Consider the following 22,347-nt stretch of genomic DNA (forward strand, 5'->3'; position numbering starts at 1 on the left):
GCCGGCGCAGCGCTTGCCTGCATGAGTCGCTCTCGTCAGCCCGCGGCCCCCCTGTTATAGACCCCGCAACCGGCCCGGCCGGATAGGATCGAAAGTTTCAAGGCATGCATCTGAGGATCGGCACGCGCCGCAGCCCGCTGGCGATGGCCCAGACCAACCACGTCATGGGGCTGATCCGGGAGAAGTTCCCGGAGACGGAATTCACCCTCTGCCAGATCGCGACGATCGCGGATCGCGACCGCGTCTCCGAATTCCATCAATTCGGCATGGTCGGCGTCTTCGCCGTCGAGCACGAGCAGCAGCTCGTGCGCCGTGAGGTCGATTTCGTCGTCCATTCGCTGAAGGATCTGCCGACGACCCTGCATGATGGGCTCGTTCTCGCTTCCGTGCCGCCGCGGGAGGACCCGCGCGATGCGCTTTGCGGTGTGACGATGGCCTCGCTCCGCCAGGGCGCGCGGGTCGGCACCGGTTCGCTGCGGCGCCGCGCCCAGATCCTGAATCTGCGGCCCGATGTCACCGTCGTTCCCATTCGGGGCAATGTCGGGCCGCGCCTCGCCAAGATCGGGGGCGAGGATGCTCTTGATGCCGTGATTCTCGCCCAAGCCGGCCTACGCCGCCTCGGACTGGACGAGGCTTCGTCGGAGGTTCTGGCCTCGTCGCTGTTTCCCTATGCCGTGGGGCAGGGAGCGCTTGGACTTGAAGCCCGCGCCGACGATGCTGCGGTGATCGAGATCCTGCAGGCGATCCAGTGCCCGAAAACGCGTGCCGAGGTGGAAGCCGAGCGCGAGATGATGCATGCGCTGGGGGCAGGCTGCAGCCTGCCGGTCGGCGCCTGCGCGAGTTGGGAAGGCGATCGCCTGACGCTCCACGCGCAGGTCACCTCCGTCGACGGCGCGGAACGCGTCGTCGCCAGCGACAGCGCCGCGCCTGAACAGGCACGGGAACTCGGCCTCGCCGTTGCAGAAATCCTGAAAGAGCGCGGCGGCGGAGCGATTCTCGAGAAGAGCTATCGCGGCTACTATCCGACCTTCAAGACGCTCTAGAGCGTGCTGGTTTTGTCCGGAACCCAGGCGTCATCCCGGGCTTGACCCGGGATCCATGCCGGAGCGCGTCCGGTCGAGGTTCAACATGGATCCCGGATCTGCGCTTCGCTCCGTCCGGGATGACGAGCCTTTCCACGAAAATGCAGAGGCTCTCGTTCCGGCAACGCGAGAGCAGCTGTTGCCGACAGAAAAGGCCCGGCCTCCTGATCGGAGTACCGGGCCTTGTCATGGCCACCTTCGCCTGCAGGCGAGCGACCGCTTGGGGTTTTCTTAGAGCCTTACCGCGACATCGCGGTGACGGGCGGCAAACAGCGCCGCCTCCTGGCGGAACAGCATCCAGGCCGGCTGCGGGCTTTCATAACCGGGTTCCCGCATCGAAATCGTATAGGGCCCCTTGTTGCCGGCCGGCTTGTCGGGGTCCAGGCGCGCTGCCCGGCACATCGCACGAGCGATCCGCTTGATTCTGTCTTTGTCCATGTCCGTCTCCGCCGCGAAGATTCAGCGGCGACGGAACGTCGAATCGGCCCGGCAGGTTCCCCAAAAATGCGAGAAATTTAATAACGTCGCGATCTCAAGTGCTTAGATCGGGTCACGCGGATCGTCGGCGCCGGGCTTGTCGAGCATGGCCGCACCGGGCCCGCGCGAGCGCGCCCAAAAGGCTGAGAAGCCGATTCCAAGCGGAATCGCGATTACGACGATCCAAACGATGAAACTCCAGTCTCCCGCCATGGAACTCATCTCCGCTGCGTTGTCCCGACGGGTTTTTGCGAACCGATGAGGTTGGCCACGTCATTCTCCTCCGCTGCCGCTCAGACCTTGGGCGGAAGCGAGCCGCGATCGAAAACCGGCACCGACTCGGTCGGTCCGCTGGGCGAGCTGCCGGTCGGGATGTCTTCGGCGGCCTGCCGAACGGCCTCTTCCGATTCCGTCAGCCCGTCCGGCGTGTCGTTGGCGTCGCTGCCGGCATCATGGACATTTGTCCGGTCGCTGACGCGGTGGCTGGCTGGATCGGTGTCGATGCCGGCCTCGGCCGGATTGGAGACCTTGCGCTCATCGTCGAGCAGGGCAGGGTTTTCACGCTTTCTGTCGGGCTCGGCCATGTCGGCTCTCCTGTGGAAGGGCTTTCCCGACCAAGCCCCGAGCCGCGGCATTGTTCCCGGCAGGTCAGGCCGCGAGCAGCCCGAGCGCGCGCTCGATCCGCGAACAGCCCGGCCGGGCACGCGCCTTCGCGTAGCTGCGCTGCAGCCGGCCGCTGGCATAGGCCTCGATGACGATGGCGTGGACATAGCTCTTGCGGACCACAGCAGGCGTGTTGACCAGCCGCTCCGAGATCGCGCGCATGATGTCGGCGAGCTGGCGCTTGCGCCCGGTTTCGGTCGCCATCACTTCGCCGGCCAGCAGAAGCTCCGCCGCGGCGGCGTTGGCGGCGAGCATTCGCAGGTCCTTGCTGCTGATCGGGAGGCTGCAGGCGGTCTTGAGATAGGCGTTGATATCGGTCGCATGGATCGCCGCCACCGAGCCGTCCTCGCGGCGATATTGCAGCAGCCGCCGCCCCGGCAACGCGGCGATGCGCGCCAGCGCTCGCGCGAGCGGCGCCTCGTCGATCGCGCAGGCGATGTCCTTGCCGCTCTTGCCGCGGAAATGGAGCGCGACCCGCGTCCCCGTCAGCGTCACATGCCGCTTGAGCAGCGTCGAGGTGCCGTGGCTGCCATTGGCCTTGGCGTAGGCCTCGTTGCCGACGCGCAGATGGCCGCGGTCGATGATGGCCGCGGCGCAGGCGAGGGCTTTTTCCTGCGATAGCGTGCGCGCCTTCATGTCGGCTACGATCCGGGCGCGCAGCTTCGGCAGGGCCGCGATCAGCTGGGCGAGGCGTTTCAGTTTGCGCCGCTCGCGCACCTTCTCCCACTCCGGGTGGTAGCGATGCTGAATACGCCCGGCTTCGTCATGGCCGACGGCCTGCAGGTGCGCGCGTGGATCGGCGGCGATGCGGACACCCTGATAGGCCGGGGGAATGGCGAGGGAGCGGATGCGGGCCAGCGTGCTCTCATCCGTGATCTTCGCGTCGTCCTCATCGCGATAGCCGAAGGAGCGGCCATGCCGGACGCGCCGGATCGTCAGTTCGTCCGACGAAACACGCCGCAGTCGCGTCGAGGGCGGGCGTGGTTTAGCGTGCTGGGAAGCCGGCATGGCGGTGCTCGCAGATTTCTGCTGCGGAGAATGCGCCATCGCCGGGTTGGTTCCGCCAAGTCGAGCATATTCACCACAATTCGGCAAGCGCTCCCGCCAGAGGACGCATATGCGCGGAAATCGGTAGAAATGGCCGGGCGGCTCGCCAAGAGTGTCAAAAAATTTGAACGGGGAGTCTGAGGGGACAATGGCGCGGCGCGTACTGATCGCTGAGTTCATGCACGAGACGAACACCTTCAGTGTTCAGCTCACGGACGAGGCCACCTTCCGGGCGCATGGCGTCTTTCTGGGCAACGCGATTCCCGGGGCTTTCCGCGGCACGCGTACCTCGATGGGTGCTGCCTTCGAGGCAGCCGACAAGTTCGGCTGGAGCCTCACGCATCCGCTCGTGACCGGCGCCAACCCTTCCGGCCGCGTGACCGATGCCGCCTTCGATGTCTTCGCCGCTCACATCGTCGATGCCGCCGATGGTGTCGACGGCGTGCTGCTGCATCTGCACGGCGCCATGGCGACGGAAAGCTCCGATGATGGCGAGGGCGAATTGCTGGCGCGCCTGCGCAAGCGCATCGGCCCTGATGTGCCGGTCGTCGCGGTGCTCGACCTGCACGCCACGGTCACGCAGCTCATGGCGGATAATGCCAATGCGCTGATTTCCTACCGAACCTATCCGCATATCGACCAGTACGAGCGGACCTGGCAGGCGGCGGAACTGCTGGAGCGCGCCATGAAGGGTGAGATCCGGCCGAAGGTCGCGCTTGCCCGGCGCCCGATCCTCTATGCGCTCGATGGCGGGCGCACCACCTCGCCGCCTTTCCTGGAGTTGCTGCGCCGTGGCGATGTGCTGGAAGCCGCGGGAGACGCGCTCGTGGTCAGCGTCCAGGCCGGCTTCTCTTCTGCCGATGTTCACGACATCGGCCCTTCCATCGCAGTGACAGCCGATGATCGCGGCAAGGCGCAGGCCATCGCCGAAGAACTGATGGACTACGCCTGGGAGCAGCGCCGCTTTTCCTCGATCCATTTCACGCCGCTCGCGGAAGCCATCGCTGCAGCCAAGGCCGGCGAGGCCGATGCCGGCAAACCCGGCTACAAGCCGCTGGTGATCTCGGACTATTCCGATAACCCCGGCTCCGGCGCCTATGGCGACGCGACCAACCTGCTGCGCGCTGTTCTCGACGCACGACTGAAGAATGTCGGCTTCCATGCGATCTGCGACCCAGAAGCGGCGCTGGCCGCGCAGGCGGCCGGTGTCGGCAACCGCGTCAAGCTCAGGCTGGGTGGCAAGGTCGATCCGAGCATGGGCGGCGGTCCGCTCGATCTTGACGCCCATGTCGTCGCGATCACGGACGGACATTTCATCTGCTACGGCCCGATGGCAGGCGGCGTCTGGCGCAACTACGGCCTCTCGGCGCTGCTGCGGGTCGATGATGTTGAGATCGTCGTCATCACCCATAACGGCCAGGCGACCGACCTCGCCCAGTTCACCTCGCTCGGTGTCGATCCGACCCGGAAATCGACCGTGATCGTCAAGTCGATGCAGCATTTCCGAGCCGCCTTCGAGCCGATCGCGCACGAGGTGCTGGAGGTCGACACCGGCGCGCTTTCGACCCGCAATTTCAAGGAGCGGCCCTACCGCAAGGTGCGCAGGCCGATCTTCCCGCTCGATGATATCTGACGCCGGGCTGCGAAAAGCCGGCGACGACAAGACTGGATGAGGAGAGAAACCATGGCGGTTCATGCCGATATCGTGCTGCGCAACGGGCCGATCTGGTGCGGGCGCGAGGATGGCGTCGTCGAGGCGCTGGCGATCTGGCAGGGCAGGGTGCTGGCGGCCGGGCCGGATAGCGAGATCGCACCTCTCGTCGGGCCGCAGACCCGCGTGATCGATCTGAAGGGCCGGCTGGCGACGCCGGGTCTCAACGACTCGCATCTGCATCTCGTCTCGCTCGGCATGACCATGGGCTGGGTCGATTCCAAGCCTGAGGCGGCGCCGACGCTGGAGGCGCTGCTCGGCGCCATCTCGGCCCGCGCCGCGACGCTGAAGCCCGGCGAATGGATCCTCTCGCGCGGCTACGACCAGACCAAGCTCGATACCGGCCGCCACCCCTATCGCGAGGAACTCGACCGCGCGGCCCCGAACAACCCGGTAATGCTGGTGCGGGCCTGCGGCCATATCGCGATCTGCAACTCCGAGGCGCTCCGTCTCGGCGGCATCGACGAGAAGTCCCCGACACCGCAGGGCGGGCTGATCGAGCAGCAGAACGGCCGCCTGACTGGCCTGCTTGCCGAAAATGCCCGCGCTCCGGTGCAGGCTGCGGTCCCCGCCGCGACCGAGGAGGACATCATCGCCGGCATCGAGCGCGGCGGCCGCTATCTGCTCTCGCTCGGCATCACCAGCTGCATGGATGCCGCTGTCGGCCAGAAGGGTGGTTTCCGCGAGATCGCGGCCTATCATCGTGCCAAGCGCGACGGGCGCCTGCCGGTCCGTACCTGGCTGACATTGCTGGGCGATGACGGCCGCTCGATCGTGCCCCAATGCTACGACGCCGGGCTGATCTCGGGCACCGGCGACGACATGTTGATGGTCGGTGCGGTCAAGCTCTTCCTCGACGGCTCGGCCGGCGGGCGCACCGCCTGGATGACGGAGCCCTATCTCGGCGAGGACAAGACCACCGGCGTGTGGATGTGGGACGATGCCGAGCTCGAGCGCATGGTGCTCGACGCCCACAGGAAGGGCTACCAGCTCGCCTGCCACGCCATCGGCGACGCGGCGATCGAGCAGCTCATCACCGCCTATGAGAAAGCGCTTGCCGCCTATCCGGACCCCGACCGGCGCCACCGCATCGAGCATTGCGGCTTCTCGACGCCGGCCCAGCACGAGCGCATGGTCAAGGCCGGCATCTATCCCTGCCCGCAGCAGGTCTTCATCCATGATTTCGGCGACGCCTACGTCAAGGTGCTCGGCCCGGAGCGCGCGCTGCCGAGCTATCCCTTCCGCACCTGGTTTGATCTCGGCCTGAAGCCTGCGACCGGCAGCGACGCGCCGGTCTGCGACCCCAATCCCTTCCCGAACTTCCACACCATGCTGACCCGCCAGACCTGGAAGGGCACGGTGATGGATGAAGGCCAGCGCGTCTCGATCGAGGAAGCCCTTCAGGCCTACACCGAGTTCGGCGCCTTCTCGCAGAAGCAGGAGAACGTGAAGGGGCGTCTCGCTCCGGGCTTCCTTGCCGACGTCGCAGTGTTCTCGCGCAACCTGCTCGAAGCCGATCCGGCCGACATCCTCAAGGATACGCGCTGCGATCTGACCATCCTCGGCGGCGAAGTGGTCTACGAGCGTTGATGGAAGTCATGCCAAAAAATTGAGCGGACGGGGAAGACATGCGCGGCTCAGCCGCTATGGTTCCACTTGGAAGCAAAAAACTCCGGATCAGCCGGAGCGGATAAAACGGGAGGAATAATCGTGTTGTTGAAGAAACTTGCCTTCGCCACAGCGCTGACGCTGGCGGCCTTTACGGTGCAGGCGCAGGCCCAGGAGCCGCGCCGCGGCGGGACGATCCGCTTCACGGCGCCTTATGGCGCGTCCTTCGTCAGCAATGACAGCCACGTCTCGAACCAGATCCAGGACGAGATCTACGGCTACGCGCTGCATGGCATGCTGTTCCGCTGGGATTCGAACGCCGGCAAGCCGATGCCGGAAGTCGCGGAAAGCGTCACGGCTTCGGCCGACGGCCTGACCTATACCCTCAAGCTGCGCGAGGCCTTTTTCCATAATGGTCGCAAGCTCACTGCTGACGATGTGATCTGGTCCTTCACCCGCATCATGGACGGATCGAAGAACTATCCGGGCGCCCTCTACGTCGCCCGTATCAAGGGTGCGACGGAGGTTCAGAAGGGCCAGGCCAAGGAGATCTCGGGCCTGAAGAAGGTGGACGATTCCACCGTCGAGATGACGATGACCGACAAGGTCGATCCGGGCTTCCTGTTCTACAGCGCGACCACTGCGATCCTGCCGGCCAAGGAGGCGCAGGAGCCGGACTTCTTCAACAAGCCGATCGGCCTGGGGCCGTTCAAGTTCGTCGAGCACGTGCCCGGTTCGCGCATGGTCTTCGATCGCTGGGAGAAGTACTACAAGCCCGGCAAGCCCTATGCCGACAAGCTGGTGATTTCGCCGATGGGCGAGGCAGCTGCACGCGACGTTGCCTTCCGCAACAAGGAGATCGACGTCTCGATCCTCGGTTCGACCCAGTATGTCGCCTACAAGGCCGATCCGAACCTCTCCAAGGGCATCCTGGAGGTCGCCGAGGTCTTCACCCGCAACATGGGCATGAACCCGGAGTTCAAGCCCTTCTCCGACAAGCGGGTGCGCCAGGCGATCAACCATGCGATCGACAGCGAACTCATCATCAAGCGCCTCGTCCGCGACAAGGCCTATCGCGCGGTAAGCTGGCTGCCGAGTTCGGTCCCGGCTTTCGACAAGGACGCCAAGCCCTACGCCTTCGATCCCGAGAAGGCCAAGAAGCTGCTCGTCGAAGCCGGCTATCCCGACGGTTTCGAGTTCGAGTGGACCGCGACGCCGAACGAAAGCTGGGGTATCCCGATCGTCGAGGCGACGATCCCGATGCTCGCCAAGGTCGGCATCAAGGTGAAGGTCAAGCCGGTCGAGACCTCGGCGCTCGGTGGCGTCGTCGCGAAGGGCGATTTTCAGGCCTATATCTGGTCCAACACCTCCGGCCCGGATGCGTTGACGCGGCTGAAGTGCTTCCATTCCGCCACGCCACGTTCCTCCTGCAACTACACCACCTTCAAGAACGCCGAATACGACAAGCTGATCGACGCGGCCGCGGCCGAGAGCGATCCGGCCAAGCAGCTCGGCATGCTCAGGAAGGCCAACGCCATGCTGCAGGACGAGGCTCCGGTCTGGTTCTTCAACTACAACAAGGCGGTGCTGGCCTATCAGCCCTGGCTGCGCGGCCTGCAGCCGAACGCGACCGAGCTCGCGCTCCAGCGCTACGAGGATCTCTGGGTCGACGCGTCTTCGCCCGCGGCGAAGTAAGCGCCTCCGCGGAGGTTCCCGCCAGCTCGAAGACATCCGTCATCCCGGATCGGTGCGGCCTCGCCGTCCGTCCGGGGTGACGGAGACTTTCGAGCCTTGACCTGAGTCCGCCTTGCGGCGGCGATCAGGAGTTGATCATGCTGCCCTATGTCGTCCGCCGTCTGCTGCAGGCCATCCCGATCCTGCTTGCGGTAGCGGGGCTTGTCTTCGTGATGTTCAGCGTCATTCCCGGCGATTTCGCCTCGACCCAGATGTCCGATGGCCGTTCGGTCGTCGATGCAGAGCAGGTCGCGCGCATGAACAAGCAATTCGGCCTCGACGATCCCCTCCATGTGCGTTTTGCGAAATACGCCGCGAAGCTTGCGACTCTCGATCTCGGCACCTCGTTCCGCACCCGCCAGCCGGTGATCAATTCTCTGCTCGAGCGGATCTGGCCCAGTCTGCAGCTGGCCGTCGCCGCAATGGTGTTCGCCATCGCCCTCGGCATTCCGCTCGGCTTCCTGGCTGCGCTGAAACCGGGCGGCTGGCTCGACATGCAATCGATGTTCGTCGCCGTGTCGGGCCTGTCCCTGCCGCAGTTCTGGCTCGGGCTGATGTTGATGTATGCCTTCGCGCTGGTTCTCGGCTGGTTTCCCAGCTTCGGCTATGGCGAAGGCAATCCGCGTTACATCGTGCTGCCGGCGGTCGCGCTCGGCGTGGCGCCACTCGCGCTGCTGGCCCGCACGACGCGGGCTGCCGTGCTCGAGGTCATGAACGCGGACTTCGTCCGCACTGCTCGCGCCAAGGGCAACAGCGAGGTCCGGGTGATGCGCTGGCATGTGGCGCGCAACGCGATGGTCATCGTGCTGACGACGCTGGGCCTGCAGTTCGGCTCGATCATGGGCGGCGCCGTCGTGATCGAGAAGCTTTTCGCTTGGCCGGGCATCGGCTCGCTGCTGGTCGACAGCGTGTCGCTGCGCGACATTCCCGTTGTCCAGGCCTGCATCCTGCTGCTCGTGCTTTTCTTCCTCGTCGTGAACATCATCGTGGACGTGCTCTGCGCTCTGATCGATCCGCGCATCAAATATACCTAGAGGTTGGGCAGCAGATGAAATTCCGAGCCAATCTCTGGATCGGTGGCGTGCTCTTCGCCGCCGTCGTGGTCGGCGGGACGCTGGCGCCCTGGCTGGCGCATACCGATCCCGTCATGGATGCCAATCTGATGAATGCCGAGGTTCCGCCCGGCGCCGAGTTCTGGTTCGGCACGGATGCGCAGGGTCGCGACATCTACAGCCGGGTGCTCCACGGCGCCCGCATCTCGCTGACGGTCGGCATCGTCTCGCAGATGATCAACACGGTGATCGGCGTGGCGTTGGGCATGTCGGCGGGGTATTTCGGCGGCTGGTGGGACGATTTCGTCAACGGCCTGACCAACCTCATGCTGTCGATCCCCTCGCTGGTCTTCGCGCTCGCCATCATGGCGATCCTCCAGCCGGGCCTGACCAGCCTTCTGATCGCGCTCGGCCTGACCAACTGGTCCTATACCTGCCGGCTGTCGCGGGCTGCGACGCTGTCGATCAAGCAGCAGGGCTATGTCGAGGCGGCGCGCTCCTTCGGCTCGAGCAACCTGCGGATCATGCTGCTGCAGATCCTGCCCAACATCGCCGGCCCGATCATCGTCATCGGCACGCTCGGCATGGGCGGCGCCGTGCTGGCGGAGGCCGCGCTGTCCTTCCTGGGACTCGGCATCCGCCCGCCTTTCCCGAGCTGGGGCAGCATGCTCTCGGATGCGCGCGACCAGATCACCACCGCGCCCTGGATCTCGGTTTTTCCGGGTCTCGCCATCTTCATGACCGTGCTCGGCCTCAACCTTCTGGGTGACGGTCTGCGCGACATCCTCGACCCCCACTCGCAGCTTCGCAAAGCCTGATAGCAGAGCCTATGACCACGCCAGACCTGATCGATCCGCCGCTCGAGACCATTCGCTTCCATGGGCTGAAGGCCGGGCCGAAGCTCCTCGTGCTCGGTGCCGTCCATGGCAACGAAACCTGCGGGCCGAATGCGATCGCCCGCGTCGTCGAGGATTGCCGTGCCGGCCGCGTCTCGATTCAGCGCGGCGAGGTCACATTCCTGCCCGTCGCCAATCCGAAGGCCTATCGGCAGGATACCCGCGAGGGGGATCGCAACCTCAACCGCGACCTGCGCGAGCGGCCGCAACCGGTCGACAACGAGGACCGGATCGGCAATCGCCTCTCCGCCATCCTGCGCCAGCACGACATCCTGCTCGACGTCCACTCCTTCACCGGGGAGGGCGTGCCCTTCGTCTTCTTCGGACCGGAGGACAATCGCGGCGATCTCGAGCCGTTCCGCCATGGCCCGGCCGAGGCAGCCTTTGCCGCCAGCCTCGGCGTCGACCTGATGATCCATGGCTGGCTCGACATCTATGTCCGCCTGATCGCGGCGCGCGAGCGCCTGAACCTGCCCAGGCTGGCCGTGACGGAAGGCTACGGCACCACCGAGTTCATGCGCTTTGCCGGCGGCTATGGCGTGACGCTGGAATGCGGCCGCCATGACGACCCGACCTCGGTCGATGTCGGTTACAAGGCGATCCGCAACGTGCTCGCGCATGTCGGGCTGACGGACGAGGCCGCTCCGGCCGCCGAGAAGCGCCTCGTCGTCCATATGGACGATCTCGTCATCTGCGAGGCGGAGGGCGATCGCGTCGAGGGAACGTGGAAGACAGGCGACCGGGTCGCGAAGGGCACGCCCATCGCCCGCCGCGCCGACGGCAGCATCGTGGCGATGCCGCGCGACGGTTTCATCATCTTCCCCAATCCCAAGGCCAAGCCCGGCGAGGGCATCTGCTATCTCGGCAGCGCAAGCCACCGCCGGCCGTGAGATCAGGTCGCGTCGGTCACTGGACGACGCCGCGCTTCTGTCCGAAGCCGGGATGTAGCAGCCGCAGCCTGCGCCATAGGGCAGCGGCGGCGTCGGGCATTCTCCCCGGCCGGTGACGCAAATATTGCCGTAACGCGGCCTGTAGCGCGGCCGGTCGTATCCGTAACCGTAGGATGGCGGAGGCGGCCTGTCGTAGCCATAGGGCGGTGGCGGCCGGTCATAGCCGTAGGGCGGCGGGGGGCGATAGGGGTCGTAATACTGAGCGCCGGCCGGAATGGCCGACAGCAGCATGGCCCCGGCGAATGCCGAGAGGACCAGCCCGTGGCGCGACATGGTCTTCCCTTTCCATTGTCTCGCCGCGGCCAGTGGCCGGCGACGAGAGTGCGGCCGTTCTAGCCTGCGAGCGATGAACGGAAGCTGAGCCGCTTTCCGCCGGATCGTTAAAAGGCCCGGGATCGGGCTGACGGAGTCTTAGGCCCGTAGAGCTATTAAATAATACTATGCACCTGCTGATGAGGCCCCGCAGGCGAGCGACGCGGTTGCCCGCCGAAATCGAGATCGAGATCATCTCGCGTCTCTTCGCCGCCTTGCCGCAAATCCTCTGCATCGCGGCCGGCCTGATCATCGGCTCCGCCATCATGGCCGTTCAGACGGCCGAGCCGATCTTCTGGTGGCTCACCGGCGCCGGCGTGCTGACGACGATCGCGCGCATCGTCAACATCATCGGCTTCAAGCGTCGCGACCCCGCGCAGAAGCTGACGCTGGAAGAGGCGCGGCGCTGGGAGAAGGGCTACGCCTACACGGCCTTCGCGTTCACCGGCGTCATCGCGACCTTGACCATCACGGCCGCCTATCTCGGCCATCCCGGCGGCTTCGTGCTCAGCCTCGGCCTCAACATGGCGCTGACGGCCGGCTCATACCTGCGCACGCTGCGCTACTGGATCTGCGCCGGGCTTTCCTCGCTCGCCATCGGGGCTCAGATCGCCGCCTTCCTGCTCTCGGGCGATGCGCTGTACCAGGCGCTCAGCATCCTGCTCGCCGTCTATCTCTATTCGATCTTCGAAAGCTCCGATCACATCATCGGCCAGTTCGAGGAGCTGATGATGGTGCGGCGCGAGCTGGATTTCGCGGCCAGCCACGATCCGCTCACCGGGCTCGCCAATCGCAGGGGGCTGGACCGCGTCCTCGACGAAGCCTGCGCCGGGGGACAGGCGCTCGGCCTGCTCCTGCTCGATCTCGACGGCTTCAAGCAGGTCAACGACCGGCATGGCCATCATGGCGGTGACGATCTGCTCAAGCAGGTCGCTGCGCGGCTCCAGGGCGTCACGCGGCCGGGCGACGTCGTGGCGCGCCTCGGCGGAGACGAATTCGCGATCGTCGTGCGCGGAACCGACGATGTCGCGGTGCTGTCGGATGTGGCCGACCGGGCCTTGTCCGTTCTCCAGGCGCCGTTCACGGTGCTCGGCCAGTTCGCATCTGTCGGTGCCAGCGTCGGCGTCGCGGTCATGTCGGCGCAGGATTCGGAACGCTGGACGGTCGAGACCCTCAAGCGCTCGGCCGATCAGGCCCTCTACGGCGCCAAGCGCGCCGGCAAGGGGCGCAGCATGATCGCTGCCTAGGACGATGTCGCCCTGACCGGTGACGTCAGGCGGCCGATCAGGCAGGGTCTAGCGCGATCAGCAGTTCGCCGGCTGCCGCCGTCGCTCCCGCCTTCGTCGCGATGCGGGCGACCGTTCCGGCTATCGGGCTCTTCAGCTCCATGAAGAGCTTCATCGATTCGAGCACGGCGACGACCTGACCGGCGATGACGCTGTCTCCTTCGCCGACATGGATGGCCGCGACGGTGCCGGGCATGGTCGCACGGATGGAGTCTCCGCCATGTCCCTGCGCATCGCGCGCGGCTGCGGCGGCCACTACCGCGAGCATGATGTCGATGCGCCCCTCGAAGGTGCCGTGACGCAGGAAAATCCCGGTGCGATCGAGCACCGCATCGATCGACCGGCGCTGGCCGTCGAGCAGCACGGATCGCGATGTTCCACCGGCCGCGTCGTCGATGACGGCGATATCGAACTGTCGTTCGCCGATCGTCATGCGGAAGCCGCTGTGAAGCGCCTCTGCGCGCAACGGTCGTGCCTCGCCCGCCGACGTCAGTACGAGATGGCAGGCGCCAAGCCTGCCCGCCGGAGCGAGGACGCGGAAATTCGTCAGCGTGCCCCACGGTCCGGCCGGAACCTGCCCCCGGGTCGAAAGCCAGATCGCGGCGGCGATGGCGTCCCGTTCCGCGGCGTCGCCGGCCGAGGGCTGCCAGCCGCCAGGCCAGGTTTCCCCGATGAAGAGCGTCGTCGCCTCGCCATCCGCGAAAGCCGGCTCCCTCAACGCGTCGATCAGGAAGGGCCGGATCGTCGCCGGGCCGAGCACCGTCATTCGCTCGAGGCCATCGGCGAGCAGCCGCCGGGCGGCGTCACGGTCGGGGCCGTAGGCGATGACCTTGGCGAGCATCGAATCGTAGAAGGGCGAGACGGTGCTTCCGGTCTCGACGCCGCTGTCGACGCGCAGGCCCTCCGGCTCGCGCCAGAGCGCAATCGTGCCGGTATCCGGTCGAAAGCCTTCATCCGCCCGTTCGGCCGTCAGCCGCGCCTCGATGGCGTGGCCGGCGCAGGTGATCTCCTCCTGACAGCGCGGCAGGGTTTCGCCGGCCGCGATCCGGATCTGCCATTCGACCAGATCGAGCCCCGTGATCGCCTCCGTCACGGGATGCTCGACCTGAAGCCGCGTGTTCATCTCGAGGAAGAACACCTCCTGCGTCACGGCATCGACCAGAAACTCCACCGTGCCGAGATTGTCGTAGGAAATGGCACGCGAGAGTTTCAGCGCGTGCGCATGCAGCGCGGCGCGCGCCTCCGGCTTGAGGTTCGGCGCCGGCGCCTCCTCGAGCAGCTTCTGGTTCGAGCGCTGCACCGAGCAGTCGCGCTCGAACAGATGGACGATGTTGCCGTACCTGTCGCCGGCGACCTGCACCTCGACATGGCGCGGCCGCGTCACGAATTTCTCGATCAGCAGGCGCCCATCGCCGAAGGCGGCCTCTGCCTCGCGGCTGGCGGCAATGATGGCGTTGTCCAGCTCGGCTTGGCTCTCGACCTTGCGGATGCCCTTGCCGCCACCGCCGGCCGAAGCCTTGACCATCACCGGCAGGCCGACGCGCAATGCCTCGCGCTTCAGCGTCCCGGGCGCCTGATCGGCGCCGTCATAGCCGGGAACGCCGGGCGCGCCGGCTTCGCGCGCGATCTGCTTGGAGCGGATCTTATCGCCCATCGCCTCGATGGCGCCAGCCGAGGGGCCGACGAAGGCGATGCCGTTCGCCTCGCAGGCGGCGATCAGGTCGAGACGCTCGGAGAGGAAGCCATAGCCCGGGTGGATCGCCTGCGTGCCCGTCGCGAGCGCCGCTTCGATGATGCGGTCGGCGCGGAGATAGGAATCGCGCGCCGGAGCCGGACCGATACGCACGGCCCGATCGGCGAGTCGCACATGCAGCGCATCCTTGTCGGCGTCCGAATAGACCGCGACGGTGCGGATGCCGAGCTTGCGGCAGGTCCGGATGATCCGGCAGGCGATCTCGCCGCGATTGGCGATGAGGAGGGTGTCGAACATCAGATGCCTCGCCGGAAGCGCGCTGGAGCCGCATCCGTCATTCCGGGGCGCCGCGTAGCGGCGAGCCCGGAACCCAGAACCGATGCGGGAACAAGAAGGAGCGACGGGCCGATAGGCCTCGTTCTGTGAAGGCGTCGATTCTGGGTTCCGGGCTCATTGCTATGCAATGCCCCGGAATGACGGCGGAGGTTCCCGAGCATCGTCATCACATCCGGTAGACCGGCCGGGGGCCGGTGTCGCGGGCCTCGCCCGCCGAAAGAGCGAGGCACAGGCCGAGCACGTCGCGCGTCTGCTGGGGCTCGATGATGCCGTCGTCCCAGAGCCGGGCCGTGGCGTAATAGGGATCGCTCTGCTCCTCGAACTGCGCGCGCGTGCGCTTGTCGAGTTCGGCGATGGCGGCTTCGTCGCCCGAGCCCTTCAGGGACTGCCGGCGCAGCTCCGTCACCACCGTCGCCGCCACCTCCGGGCTCATCGTCGCGATGCGGGCATTCGGCCAGGAGAACAGGAAGCGCGGCCGGAAACCGCGACCGCACATGCCGTAATTGCCGGCGCCATACGATCCGCCGATCAGCACGGTGTATTTCGGCACGCGCGCATTCGAGACGGCATAGACCAGCTTGGCCGAGTGCTTGGCGATGCCGCCACGCTCGGCCTCGGTGCCGACCATGAAGCCGGTGATGTTCTGCAGGAAGAGGATCGGGATCTGGCGCTGGTCGCAAAGCTCGATGAAATGCGCGCCCTTGATCGCGGACTCGGAGAACAGCACGCCGTTATTGGCGAGGATGCCGACCGGGTAGCCGTGAATATGGGCGAAGCCGGTGACGAGCGTTGCACCGTAATCGGGCTTGAAGGCGCTGAAGGCGCTGTTGTCGACGATGCGGGCGATGACCTCGCTGATGTCGTAGGGCCGGCGCAGATCGGTCGGCACGATGTCGACGAGCTCCGCCGGATCGAGCCTCGGCGCGGCGGCCGGCTGTGGAGGCGGCGCGATGCGTCCGATCTCGCTGAGCGCACCGACGATCTCGCGCAGTTTGGCGAGGCCTTCCATCTCGCTCTCGACGAGATGATCGCTGACGCCGGAGACGAGCGTGTGCATCTCGGCGCCGCCCAGCGTCTCGCCATCGACGATCTCATGGATCACTGCCTTCACGATCGGCGGGCCGCCGAGGTGGATGCGGCCGGTGCCCTTGACCATGATGACCTGGTCGGACAGCGCCGGGATATAGGCGCCCCCGGCCGTCGCGCCGCCGAAGACGATCGATATCTGCGGGATGCCCGCTGCCGACATCCGGCACTGGTTGTAGAAGCTGCCGCCGAAATGGTCGCGATCGGGGAAGACACGGTCTTGCTCGGGCAGGAATGCGCCGCCGCAATCCACGAGATAGAGGCAGGGCAGCCGATGTTCCTCTGCGATCTCCTGCGCGCGCAGATGCTTGCGGACCGTCTCCGCAAAAAAGGAGCCGCCCTTCACCGTCGCGTCGTTCGCGATCAGCATGCAGGCGCGCCCCGCGACTATCCCGATCCCGATGACGATGCCGGCGCCCGGTACTTCGTTGCCATAAAGGCCGTGGGCCGCCAGTGGCGACAATTCGAGGAAAGGCGTCTGTGGATCGAGCAGCAGATCGATGCGCTCGCGCACCATGATCTTGCCGCGAGACTTGTGGCGGGCGCGGAGCTTCTCGCCGCCGCCTTGGGCAACGAGGCTATGGCGCTCGCGCAATGTCTCCAGCATGGCGGAGAGCGGGGGAGGGGCCGTTGCAGCTTGCGATGCTGTCTCAGACATGGGCGCACTCCTCCAAAGCCGCCGTCATTCCGGGCGCAGCGAAGCGGAGACCCGGAATCCATCGAAGGGCATCGTGCTCTATGATGGATTCCGGATCAGCGCCGCTGTCGCGGCTTGTCCGGAATGACGGGTTTCCGTCGATCCAAGGTAGAATGGGCGTCTTGATCTCGCTGCGACATTCACCTACCGTCCGGTAGGTAGTCAGATCGCGGCGCCGCGGTCAAGCAGGAGGACGTGATGTCGGCAGTCGAGAAGCTTGCAGGCGAAGGCGCCCGTCGTTCGCCCTATTTCACCGAGGAGCACGAGGCGCTGCGCGATCAGGTCCGCCGCTTCGTTGAGACCGAGATCAAGCCGCACGCCCTGCAATGGGAAGAGGACGGCTTCGTCCCGCGCGCCGTGCTGCGCAAGATGGGCGAGCTCGGCTTCTTCGGCATCCGCTACCCCGCCGAATATGGCGGCTCCGAGATGGACACGATGGCGACCGTCGTGCTGGCGGAGGAACTGGGACGCTCGACCTTCTCGGGCGTCGCCATCACGGCGCTGGTCCATACCGACATGGCCTCGGTCCACATCGCCAATGCCGGCAGTCAGGCGCAGAAGGACAAGTACCTGCCCGCCATCATCGCCGGCGAGAAGATCGTCGCTGTCGCCGTCACCGAGCCCGATGCCGGCTCGGACGTGAAGGGCATCCGCACCACCGCGCGGCGCGAGGGCGACCACTACGTCCTCAACGGCGCCAAGATGTTCATCACCAACGGCGTCCATGCCGATCTCTACTGCGTCGCCGCCAAGACCGATCCGCAGGGCCGGCCCTCGCAGTCGGTCTCGATCTTCCTCGTCGAGAAGGGCACGCCCGGCTTTTCTGTCTCGCGCGCGCTCGACAAGCATGGCTGGCGCTCGTCGGATACGGCCGAGCTGTCCTTCGTCGATTGCCGCGTGCCGGCCGAGAATCTGCTCGGGCAGGAGGGGCGCGGCTTCTACGCGATCATGAGCAATTTCCAGAACGAGCGCACCGTGATCGGCGCCATGGCGATCGGCGAGTCGCAGGCCGCCCTCGACCTGACACTGGACTATGTGAAGACGCGCAAGGCCTTCGGCGCGCCGCTCTGGGAGAAGCAGGCGATCCGCCAGCGCCTTGCGGAACTGGCGGGCAAGGTCGAGGCCGGCCGCCAGCTCGTCTACCATGCCGCCTGGCTCGATGCGCAGGGCTTCGATGCCACCCGCGAGGTTTCGATGGTCAAGGCCTACTGCGGCGAGCTGGTCAATGAAGTCATGTATGACTGCCTGCAGTTCCACGGCGGCATGGGCTATATGCGCGAAAGCGCGATCGAGCGCATGACCCGCGACGCGCGCGTCCAGTCCATCGGCGGCGGCGCGACCGAGGTCATGCTGGAAGAGGTCGCGAAGCGGCTGTGAGCGAAGCCCAAATCGCGCGGGCAGCACCCGAAGGTGGCTCGCGCCGCCTGATCCTCGACCATGCCGCGCGCCTGCTGCGCAATGGCGGCTACCATCAGACCACGTTGCGCGAGATCGCCGAGGCCGTCGGCATCCGCAAGGCGAGCCTCTATTACCATTTCGCCTCAAAGGAGGAGATCGTCGAGGCGGTGGTGAATGACGGCGTCCGCTTCGTGCACGAGGGCGTCGTCGCGGCGCTCGTTGCGACGGAGGGTGCGCCGCCGCGGCAGAGGCTGGAGGCGGCCATTCGCGGTCATCTCGCGGCGCTGCACGGCCATGGCGACTACACCACCGCCAGCATCAAGGTGTTCAATTTCGGCGCCGCGCCGGCGCCGGCGAGCGTGCGGGCCGTGCGCCGCGCCTACGAGGAGGTCTGGAGCGAGTTGATCGCCGAACTGCAGCAGGCCGGCACGCTGCCGGTCGGGCGCTCGCCGGACGTCCTGCGCAATTTCCTGCTGGGCGCGCTCAACGGCTCGACCGACTGGTACCGGCCGGAGCGTTTCGAGATCGATGCGCTCGCGCGCGAGTTCGCGGCGTTGTTGTCGCCGATCTCATGAACGGGCCGTTCCGCCGCCAACGCAGAGGCGGATCGCACCGACGCTGCTGACGGGCGCCGCTGCCGTGCTAGCATCGCGCCGCGAGGTCGTTGGTTGCCTCGTTGTCTGACGAGGATGCTTCGCCTGATGCGCGCCTTCTACCACCCCGATCAAGCTCTTCATGATCCCCAGCAATATATGCGCTTCGGCAAGGTCGTCGCTCCCAAGGACCTGCCGGAACGGACCGAGCGGCTGCTCGGCGCGCTGGCGAAGCATGGCATCACGCCGGAGCAGCCGGCGGCTCATGGCGTCGATCCGATCCTGAAAATCCATGACGAGGGCTTCGTGCGCTTCCTCGAGGGACTGTGGGACCGCTGGAAGGACCTGCCCGAGCGCGGCCCTGAAGCCTGGCCCAACACCTTCCCCTATTGGAGCGGCCGTTCGGACGAGGATGTCCGCCCGCCCTGCCGGCCGACCGGCATCGTCGGACAGATGGGCTGGTATCTCGGCGATCTCTCGGTGCCGGTCGGCGAGCATTGCTGGCATTCCACGCTGCGCTCGGCCGAGACCGCAGTCTCCGGTGCCGATGCGGTCCTGGCGGGCGAGCGCGCGGTCTATTCGCTGTGCCGGCCCTCAGGGCACCACGCCCGTGCCGACCGGGCCTCGGGCTTCTGCTACATCAACAACTCGGCCGTCGCCGCCCAGCGCCTGCGCTCCAAATTCGGTAAGGTCGCGATCCTCGACGCCGATGCCCATCACGGCGACGGCACGCAGCAGATCTTCTATCGCCGCGACGATGTGCTGACGATCTCCGTCCATGCCGATCCGGTGAACTACTATCCCTTCTTCACCGGCTATGAGGACGAGCGCGGCAACGGGCCGGGCGAGGGCTTCAACTTCAACCTGCCGCTGGCGCACGGAGCCGGCGGGGCCGAGATGCAGGCTGCCGTCGACCGCGCCGGCAAGGCGATCCGCGATTTCGGCGCCGAGGTGCTGGTCGTCGCGCTCGGCTACGACGCGCACAAGGACGATCCGATCGGCGTGCTGAAGCTGGAGGCAAGCGATTTCGGCACGATCGGCCGGCAGGTGAAGGGCCTGGGCCTGCCGACGCTCGTCGTGCAGGAAGGCGGCTACGCCATCGAGGCGATCGGCGACTGCCTCGATGCATTCCTGGGTGGGTTCAAGCAATAGGGCTTCGGCGTCACTCCGCCAGGTAGTCGTGCAGCACCCGGCCAAAAGGCAGGGTGAAGTCGACGACCTGGTGGCGTGCGCTCACGATCCTCCGCACCGGAAAATCGGCGACCCGGCAGTTGACATGCGGGATGAGGTGCAGTCGCGCCTCGCCCTCCCAGGCGCCGTGGACCGTGATGTCGGTGAGGTTATAGCCGACGAGTTGCGCCACCTTTGGCGAGCCGTCGACATCGGGCAGCAGCTTCAGGTTGACGTTCAGCCCGGCAATGCCGTCGCGGACCTTGTCGAGCTGGTCCTCGAGGCTCCGATGCTTGTAGGTCATCGTGCCCATCGCCACGCGTTCGCCGTCATAATGCAGCGTTCCGGTCAGGGTATCTTTCATCACGCCGAGGCGCGGCACGCCGTATTTCTTGGGAAAGCCCCAGATCTCGCGTCCGCCGGTGATGGGCGGCTCGTCGTCGAGATACATCTGGACGGAGAAATTGCAGGGCTCGCCGTTGTAGATCGCCCGGATGCCGGTGCCGCTTTCCTCGTAATCGCCGAAGCCGGAAGAATCCGGCATCTTCATCCATTCATAAAAGACGAGGTTGCCGGGTGCGGGTTCGAGTGGCTCCGGCAGCGCGGCGCGGATGATCTCGAGGTCGGTCTCGTAGGTGATGATCAGATATTCCCGCTTGATGAAGCGGTTTGGCGGATGCGGGTAGCTCGGGCTGAAGACCGGCATCGACGGCGCCTTGAGGATCTCGTCCCGATTCATGCTGGTCGCTCCTTCTGGAAATCAGCCGCAACTCTGGCAGGGGCCCCGATACAGATTGATGGGGACCGGATGAATAGGGAAGCTTCTCCTCATGGCTCGCGCAAAGATCACCCTCCACCCGTGTTCCTCGGGTGGAGGGTGCTTTGTCCCGAACGGCTTCTCAGATCACCGCCTCGATCAGGAACGGCCCCTTCTTGGCCAGCGCCGCCTTGAAAAGGCTGGTGAACTCCTCGGCCGTCGTGGCACGCGCTGCTTCCACGCCCATGCCCTTGGCCATAGAGACCCAGTCCAGCGCCGGCTCGTCGATGTTCAGCATCAGCGTGGCGTTGCGGCCGAAATCGTTGACGCCGACGGCGCGCATCTCGCCGTGCAGGATCTGGTAGGTCCGGTTGGCGAAGACGACGGTGACGATGTCGAGGTTCTCGCGCGCCTGCGTCCAAAGCCCCTGCACCGTGTACATGCCCGAGCCGTCGGCCTGCATGCCGATGACCTTGCGGTCCGGGCAGGCCACGGCCGCGCCGATGGCGAGCGGGATGCCTTCGCCGATCGCGCCGCCGGTGAGCTGGATGTAGTCGTGCTGCGGCGCGCTGTGGCAGTCATAGTAGAAGCTGCGGCCCGAGGAGACCGACTCGTCGCAGACGATGCAGTTCTCCGGCAGCAGCGCCGAGACGATGGCGCAGGCCTTGTCGGCGTCGAGCTTGCCGGTCGGCAGCGCCGGCTGCTCCTTGCGCGGCGGGGCGATATAGGCGGGGGCGATCTTCGTCGCGCCCATCTCCTCGGCGAGCGCGGTGATCGATGCCGGCAGGTCGTCACCGGGGCTGGCCAGCGTCGCGACCTCGCAGCCGTCATGGATCAGGCGGCCCGGCTTGCCCGGATAGGCGAAGAAGCCGACCGGGGTCTGCGCGCCGACGAGCACGAGATAGTCGATGTCCTTCAACTGCTCGAGCGCCTTGTCGATCGGATAGAAGACCTTGGGCATGGCGACGCGGCCGGCGCCGCGCTGGATGCGCCCGTTCGACATCTGGCTGAAGACCTTGGCACCCGTCGAAGCGCAGATGCGCGCCGCCATCTCCATCGGCTTCTCGCGCAGGGCAAGGCCCGTCAGCATGATCGCGGCGCGCGCGCCGTGTTTGCGCAGGCCGGCTGCGACCGCGCGGATCGCGGCGGAATCGACGCTCTTCAATGCCGGCAACGTCGTCGGCTTGAGATCGGCCGGCTCGACGCTGCCCCAGGCGCAGTCGGCCGGCAGGATCACGGTGGTGACGCCCGGCAGCGTCAGCGAGGCGACATAGGCCTCGCCGATTGCCGGGCCGACGTCCTCCGCCGTGGCGATGCGCCGGACGAAATGCGACATCGGATGCGCGAGGCTCTCGATGTCGCTGGTCAGCGGCGCGTCATGGACGAGATGGTAGGTCGCATGGTCGCCGACGACGTTGATCATCGGCGTGCGGGCGCGCCGCGCATTGTGCATGTTGGCCAGCGCATTCGCCATGCCCGGCCCGCAATGCAGCAACGTGGCGGCGGGCTTGTCGGCCATGCGGGCATAGCCGTCGGCTGCGCCGGTCACCACGCCCTCGAACAGGCCGAGCACGCAGCGCATCTGCGGCTTGCGGTCGAGCGCCGCGACGAAATGCATCTCGGACGTGCCGGGATTGGCGAAGCAGGTATCGACGCCGTTGATCAGGAGCGTGTCGCAAAGGCGGTCGGCGCCGTTCATACTGGAAACCTCGACTCGAAAGGGCGCCCTTGCGCCAGCGGGCGAGAGGGGAGGAAATTCCTCCCGCCCTGTCAAACGAGAGAATGTCATGGCTTTCCCA

At 66.3% G+C, this 22,347-nt stretch carries 18 protein-coding genes; 11 read left to right on the top strand and 7 right to left on the bottom strand.

Annotation, left to right across the window (positions count from 1 at the left end; translation table 11 throughout):
• Positions 1 to 104: 104 nt before the first annotated feature.
• Positions 105 to 1,043, top strand: coding sequence for a hydroxymethylbilane synthase (gene hemC / locus AC1DVA_RS01030; protein ID WP_265052087.1), 939 nt, complete (start codon positions 105 to 107; stop codon positions 1,041 to 1,043).
• Positions 1,044 to 1,313: 270 nt separating this feature from the next.
• Here hemC and AC1DVA_RS01035 read toward each other — a convergent pair whose 3' ends face one another.
• The 3 genes from AC1DVA_RS01035 to AC1DVA_RS01045 form a co-directional block, all read right to left on the bottom strand.
• Positions 1,314 to 1,520 (bottom strand): hypothetical protein, encoded by a 207-nt coding sequence (locus tag AC1DVA_RS01035; protein ID WP_476804680.1) that lies wholly within the window; start codon positions 1,518 to 1,520, stop codon positions 1,314 to 1,316.
• Between the two features lie 332 nt (positions 1,521 to 1,852).
• Complete coding sequence (locus tag AC1DVA_RS01040; RefSeq protein WP_476804681.1) at positions 1,853 to 2,143, bottom strand: hypothetical protein; 291 nt, start codon at positions 2,141 to 2,143, stop codon at positions 1,853 to 1,855.
• A 64-nt stretch (positions 2,144 to 2,207) separates the two neighbouring features.
• Positions 2,208 to 3,230, bottom strand: coding sequence for a DNA topoisomerase IB (locus AC1DVA_RS01045; protein ID WP_265052090.1), 1,023 nt, complete (start codon positions 3,228 to 3,230; stop codon positions 2,208 to 2,210).
• 187 nt (positions 3,231 to 3,417) lie between these two features.
• On the opposite strand from AC1DVA_RS01045, the gene AC1DVA_RS01050 reads away from it, so the two are divergent.
• From AC1DVA_RS01050 to AC1DVA_RS01080, 7 genes are all read left to right on the top strand, one after another.
• Complete coding sequence (locus AC1DVA_RS01050; protein WP_265052091.1) at positions 3,418 to 4,902, top strand: M81 family metallopeptidase; 1,485 nt, start codon at positions 3,418 to 3,420, stop codon at positions 4,900 to 4,902.
• Positions 4,903 to 4,953: 51 nt separating this feature from the next.
• The gene (locus tag AC1DVA_RS01055; RefSeq protein ID WP_476804682.1) at positions 4,954 to 6,570 is read left to right on the top strand and encodes an amidohydrolase; all 1,617 of its coding nucleotides are present in this window, start codon (positions 4,954 to 4,956) and stop codon (positions 6,568 to 6,570) included.
• A gap of 126 nt (positions 6,571 to 6,696) precedes the next feature.
• Positions 6,697 to 8,283 carry an ABC transporter substrate-binding protein gene (locus AC1DVA_RS01060; RefSeq protein WP_476804770.1) on the top strand — a complete coding sequence of 529 codons (1,587 nt, stop codon included), beginning with the start codon at positions 6,697 to 6,699 and terminating at the stop codon, positions 8,281 to 8,283.
• Between the two features lie 137 nt (positions 8,284 to 8,420).
• Positions 8,421 to 9,356 carry an ABC transporter permease gene (locus tag AC1DVA_RS01065; protein WP_476804683.1) on the top strand — a complete coding sequence of 312 codons (936 nt, stop codon included), beginning with the start codon at positions 8,421 to 8,423 and terminating at the stop codon, positions 9,354 to 9,356.
• A 14-nt stretch (positions 9,357 to 9,370) separates the two neighbouring features.
• The gene (locus AC1DVA_RS01070; protein WP_476804684.1) at positions 9,371 to 10,192 is read left to right on the top strand and encodes an ABC transporter permease; all 822 of its coding nucleotides are present in this window, start codon (positions 9,371 to 9,373) and stop codon (positions 10,190 to 10,192) included.
• Positions 10,193 to 10,203: 11 nt separating this feature from the next.
• Positions 10,204 to 11,160, top strand: coding sequence for a succinylglutamate desuccinylase/aspartoacylase family protein (locus AC1DVA_RS01075; protein WP_476804685.1), 957 nt, complete (start codon positions 10,204 to 10,206; stop codon positions 11,158 to 11,160).
• A gap of 539 nt (positions 11,161 to 11,699) precedes the next feature.
• Positions 11,700 to 12,779: a diguanylate cyclase domain-containing protein gene (locus tag AC1DVA_RS01080; RefSeq protein WP_476804686.1), complete on the top strand. Its 1,080-nt coding sequence runs from the start codon at positions 11,700 to 11,702 to the stop codon at positions 12,777 to 12,779.
• 37 nt (positions 12,780 to 12,816) lie between these two features.
• Here AC1DVA_RS01080 and AC1DVA_RS01085 read toward each other — a convergent pair whose 3' ends face one another.
• Positions 12,817 to 14,808 (bottom strand): acetyl/propionyl/methylcrotonyl-CoA carboxylase subunit alpha, encoded by a 1,992-nt coding sequence (locus AC1DVA_RS01085; protein ID WP_476804687.1) that lies wholly within the window; start codon positions 14,806 to 14,808, stop codon positions 12,817 to 12,819.
• Between the two features lie 205 nt (positions 14,809 to 15,013).
• Positions 15,014 to 16,591, bottom strand: a complete 1,578-nt coding sequence (locus AC1DVA_RS01090; RefSeq protein ID WP_476804688.1) for an acyl-CoA carboxylase subunit beta — start codon at positions 16,589 to 16,591, stop codon at positions 15,014 to 15,016.
• A gap of 237 nt (positions 16,592 to 16,828) precedes the next feature.
• On the opposite strand from AC1DVA_RS01090, the gene AC1DVA_RS01095 reads away from it, so the two are divergent.
• From AC1DVA_RS01095 to AC1DVA_RS01105, 3 genes are all read left to right on the top strand, one after another.
• The gene (locus tag AC1DVA_RS01095) at positions 16,829 to 18,007 is read left to right on the top strand and encodes an acyl-CoA dehydrogenase family protein (protein WP_265052100.1); all 1,179 of its coding nucleotides are present in this window, start codon (positions 16,829 to 16,831) and stop codon (positions 18,005 to 18,007) included.
• Complete coding sequence (locus AC1DVA_RS01100) at positions 18,004 to 18,603, top strand: TetR/AcrR family transcriptional regulator (RefSeq protein ID WP_476804689.1); 600 nt, start codon at positions 18,004 to 18,006, stop codon at positions 18,601 to 18,603. The genes AC1DVA_RS01095 and AC1DVA_RS01100 overlap by 4 nt, the downstream gene beginning before the upstream one ends.
• A 126-nt stretch (positions 18,604 to 18,729) precedes the next feature.
• Complete coding sequence (locus tag AC1DVA_RS01105; RefSeq protein ID WP_476804690.1) at positions 18,730 to 19,773, top strand: histone deacetylase family protein; 1,044 nt, start codon at positions 18,730 to 18,732, stop codon at positions 19,771 to 19,773.
• Positions 19,774 to 19,783: 10 nt separating this feature from the next.
• On the opposite strand, the gene AC1DVA_RS01110 is transcribed toward AC1DVA_RS01105, so the two are convergent.
• On the bottom strand, positions 19,784 to 20,530 hold the full coding sequence (locus tag AC1DVA_RS01110) for an acetoacetate decarboxylase (RefSeq protein ID WP_476804691.1): 747 nt from the start codon (positions 20,528 to 20,530) through the stop codon (positions 19,784 to 19,786).
• 160 nt (positions 20,531 to 20,690) lie between these two features.
• Positions 20,691 to 22,247: an acetolactate synthase large subunit gene (locus AC1DVA_RS01115; protein ID WP_476804692.1), complete on the bottom strand. Its 1,557-nt coding sequence runs from the start codon at positions 22,245 to 22,247 to the stop codon at positions 20,691 to 20,693.
• Between the last annotated feature and the right edge of the window lie 100 nt (positions 22,248 to 22,347).

Source organism: Allobosea sp. P4_C6 (assembly GCF_056402015.1).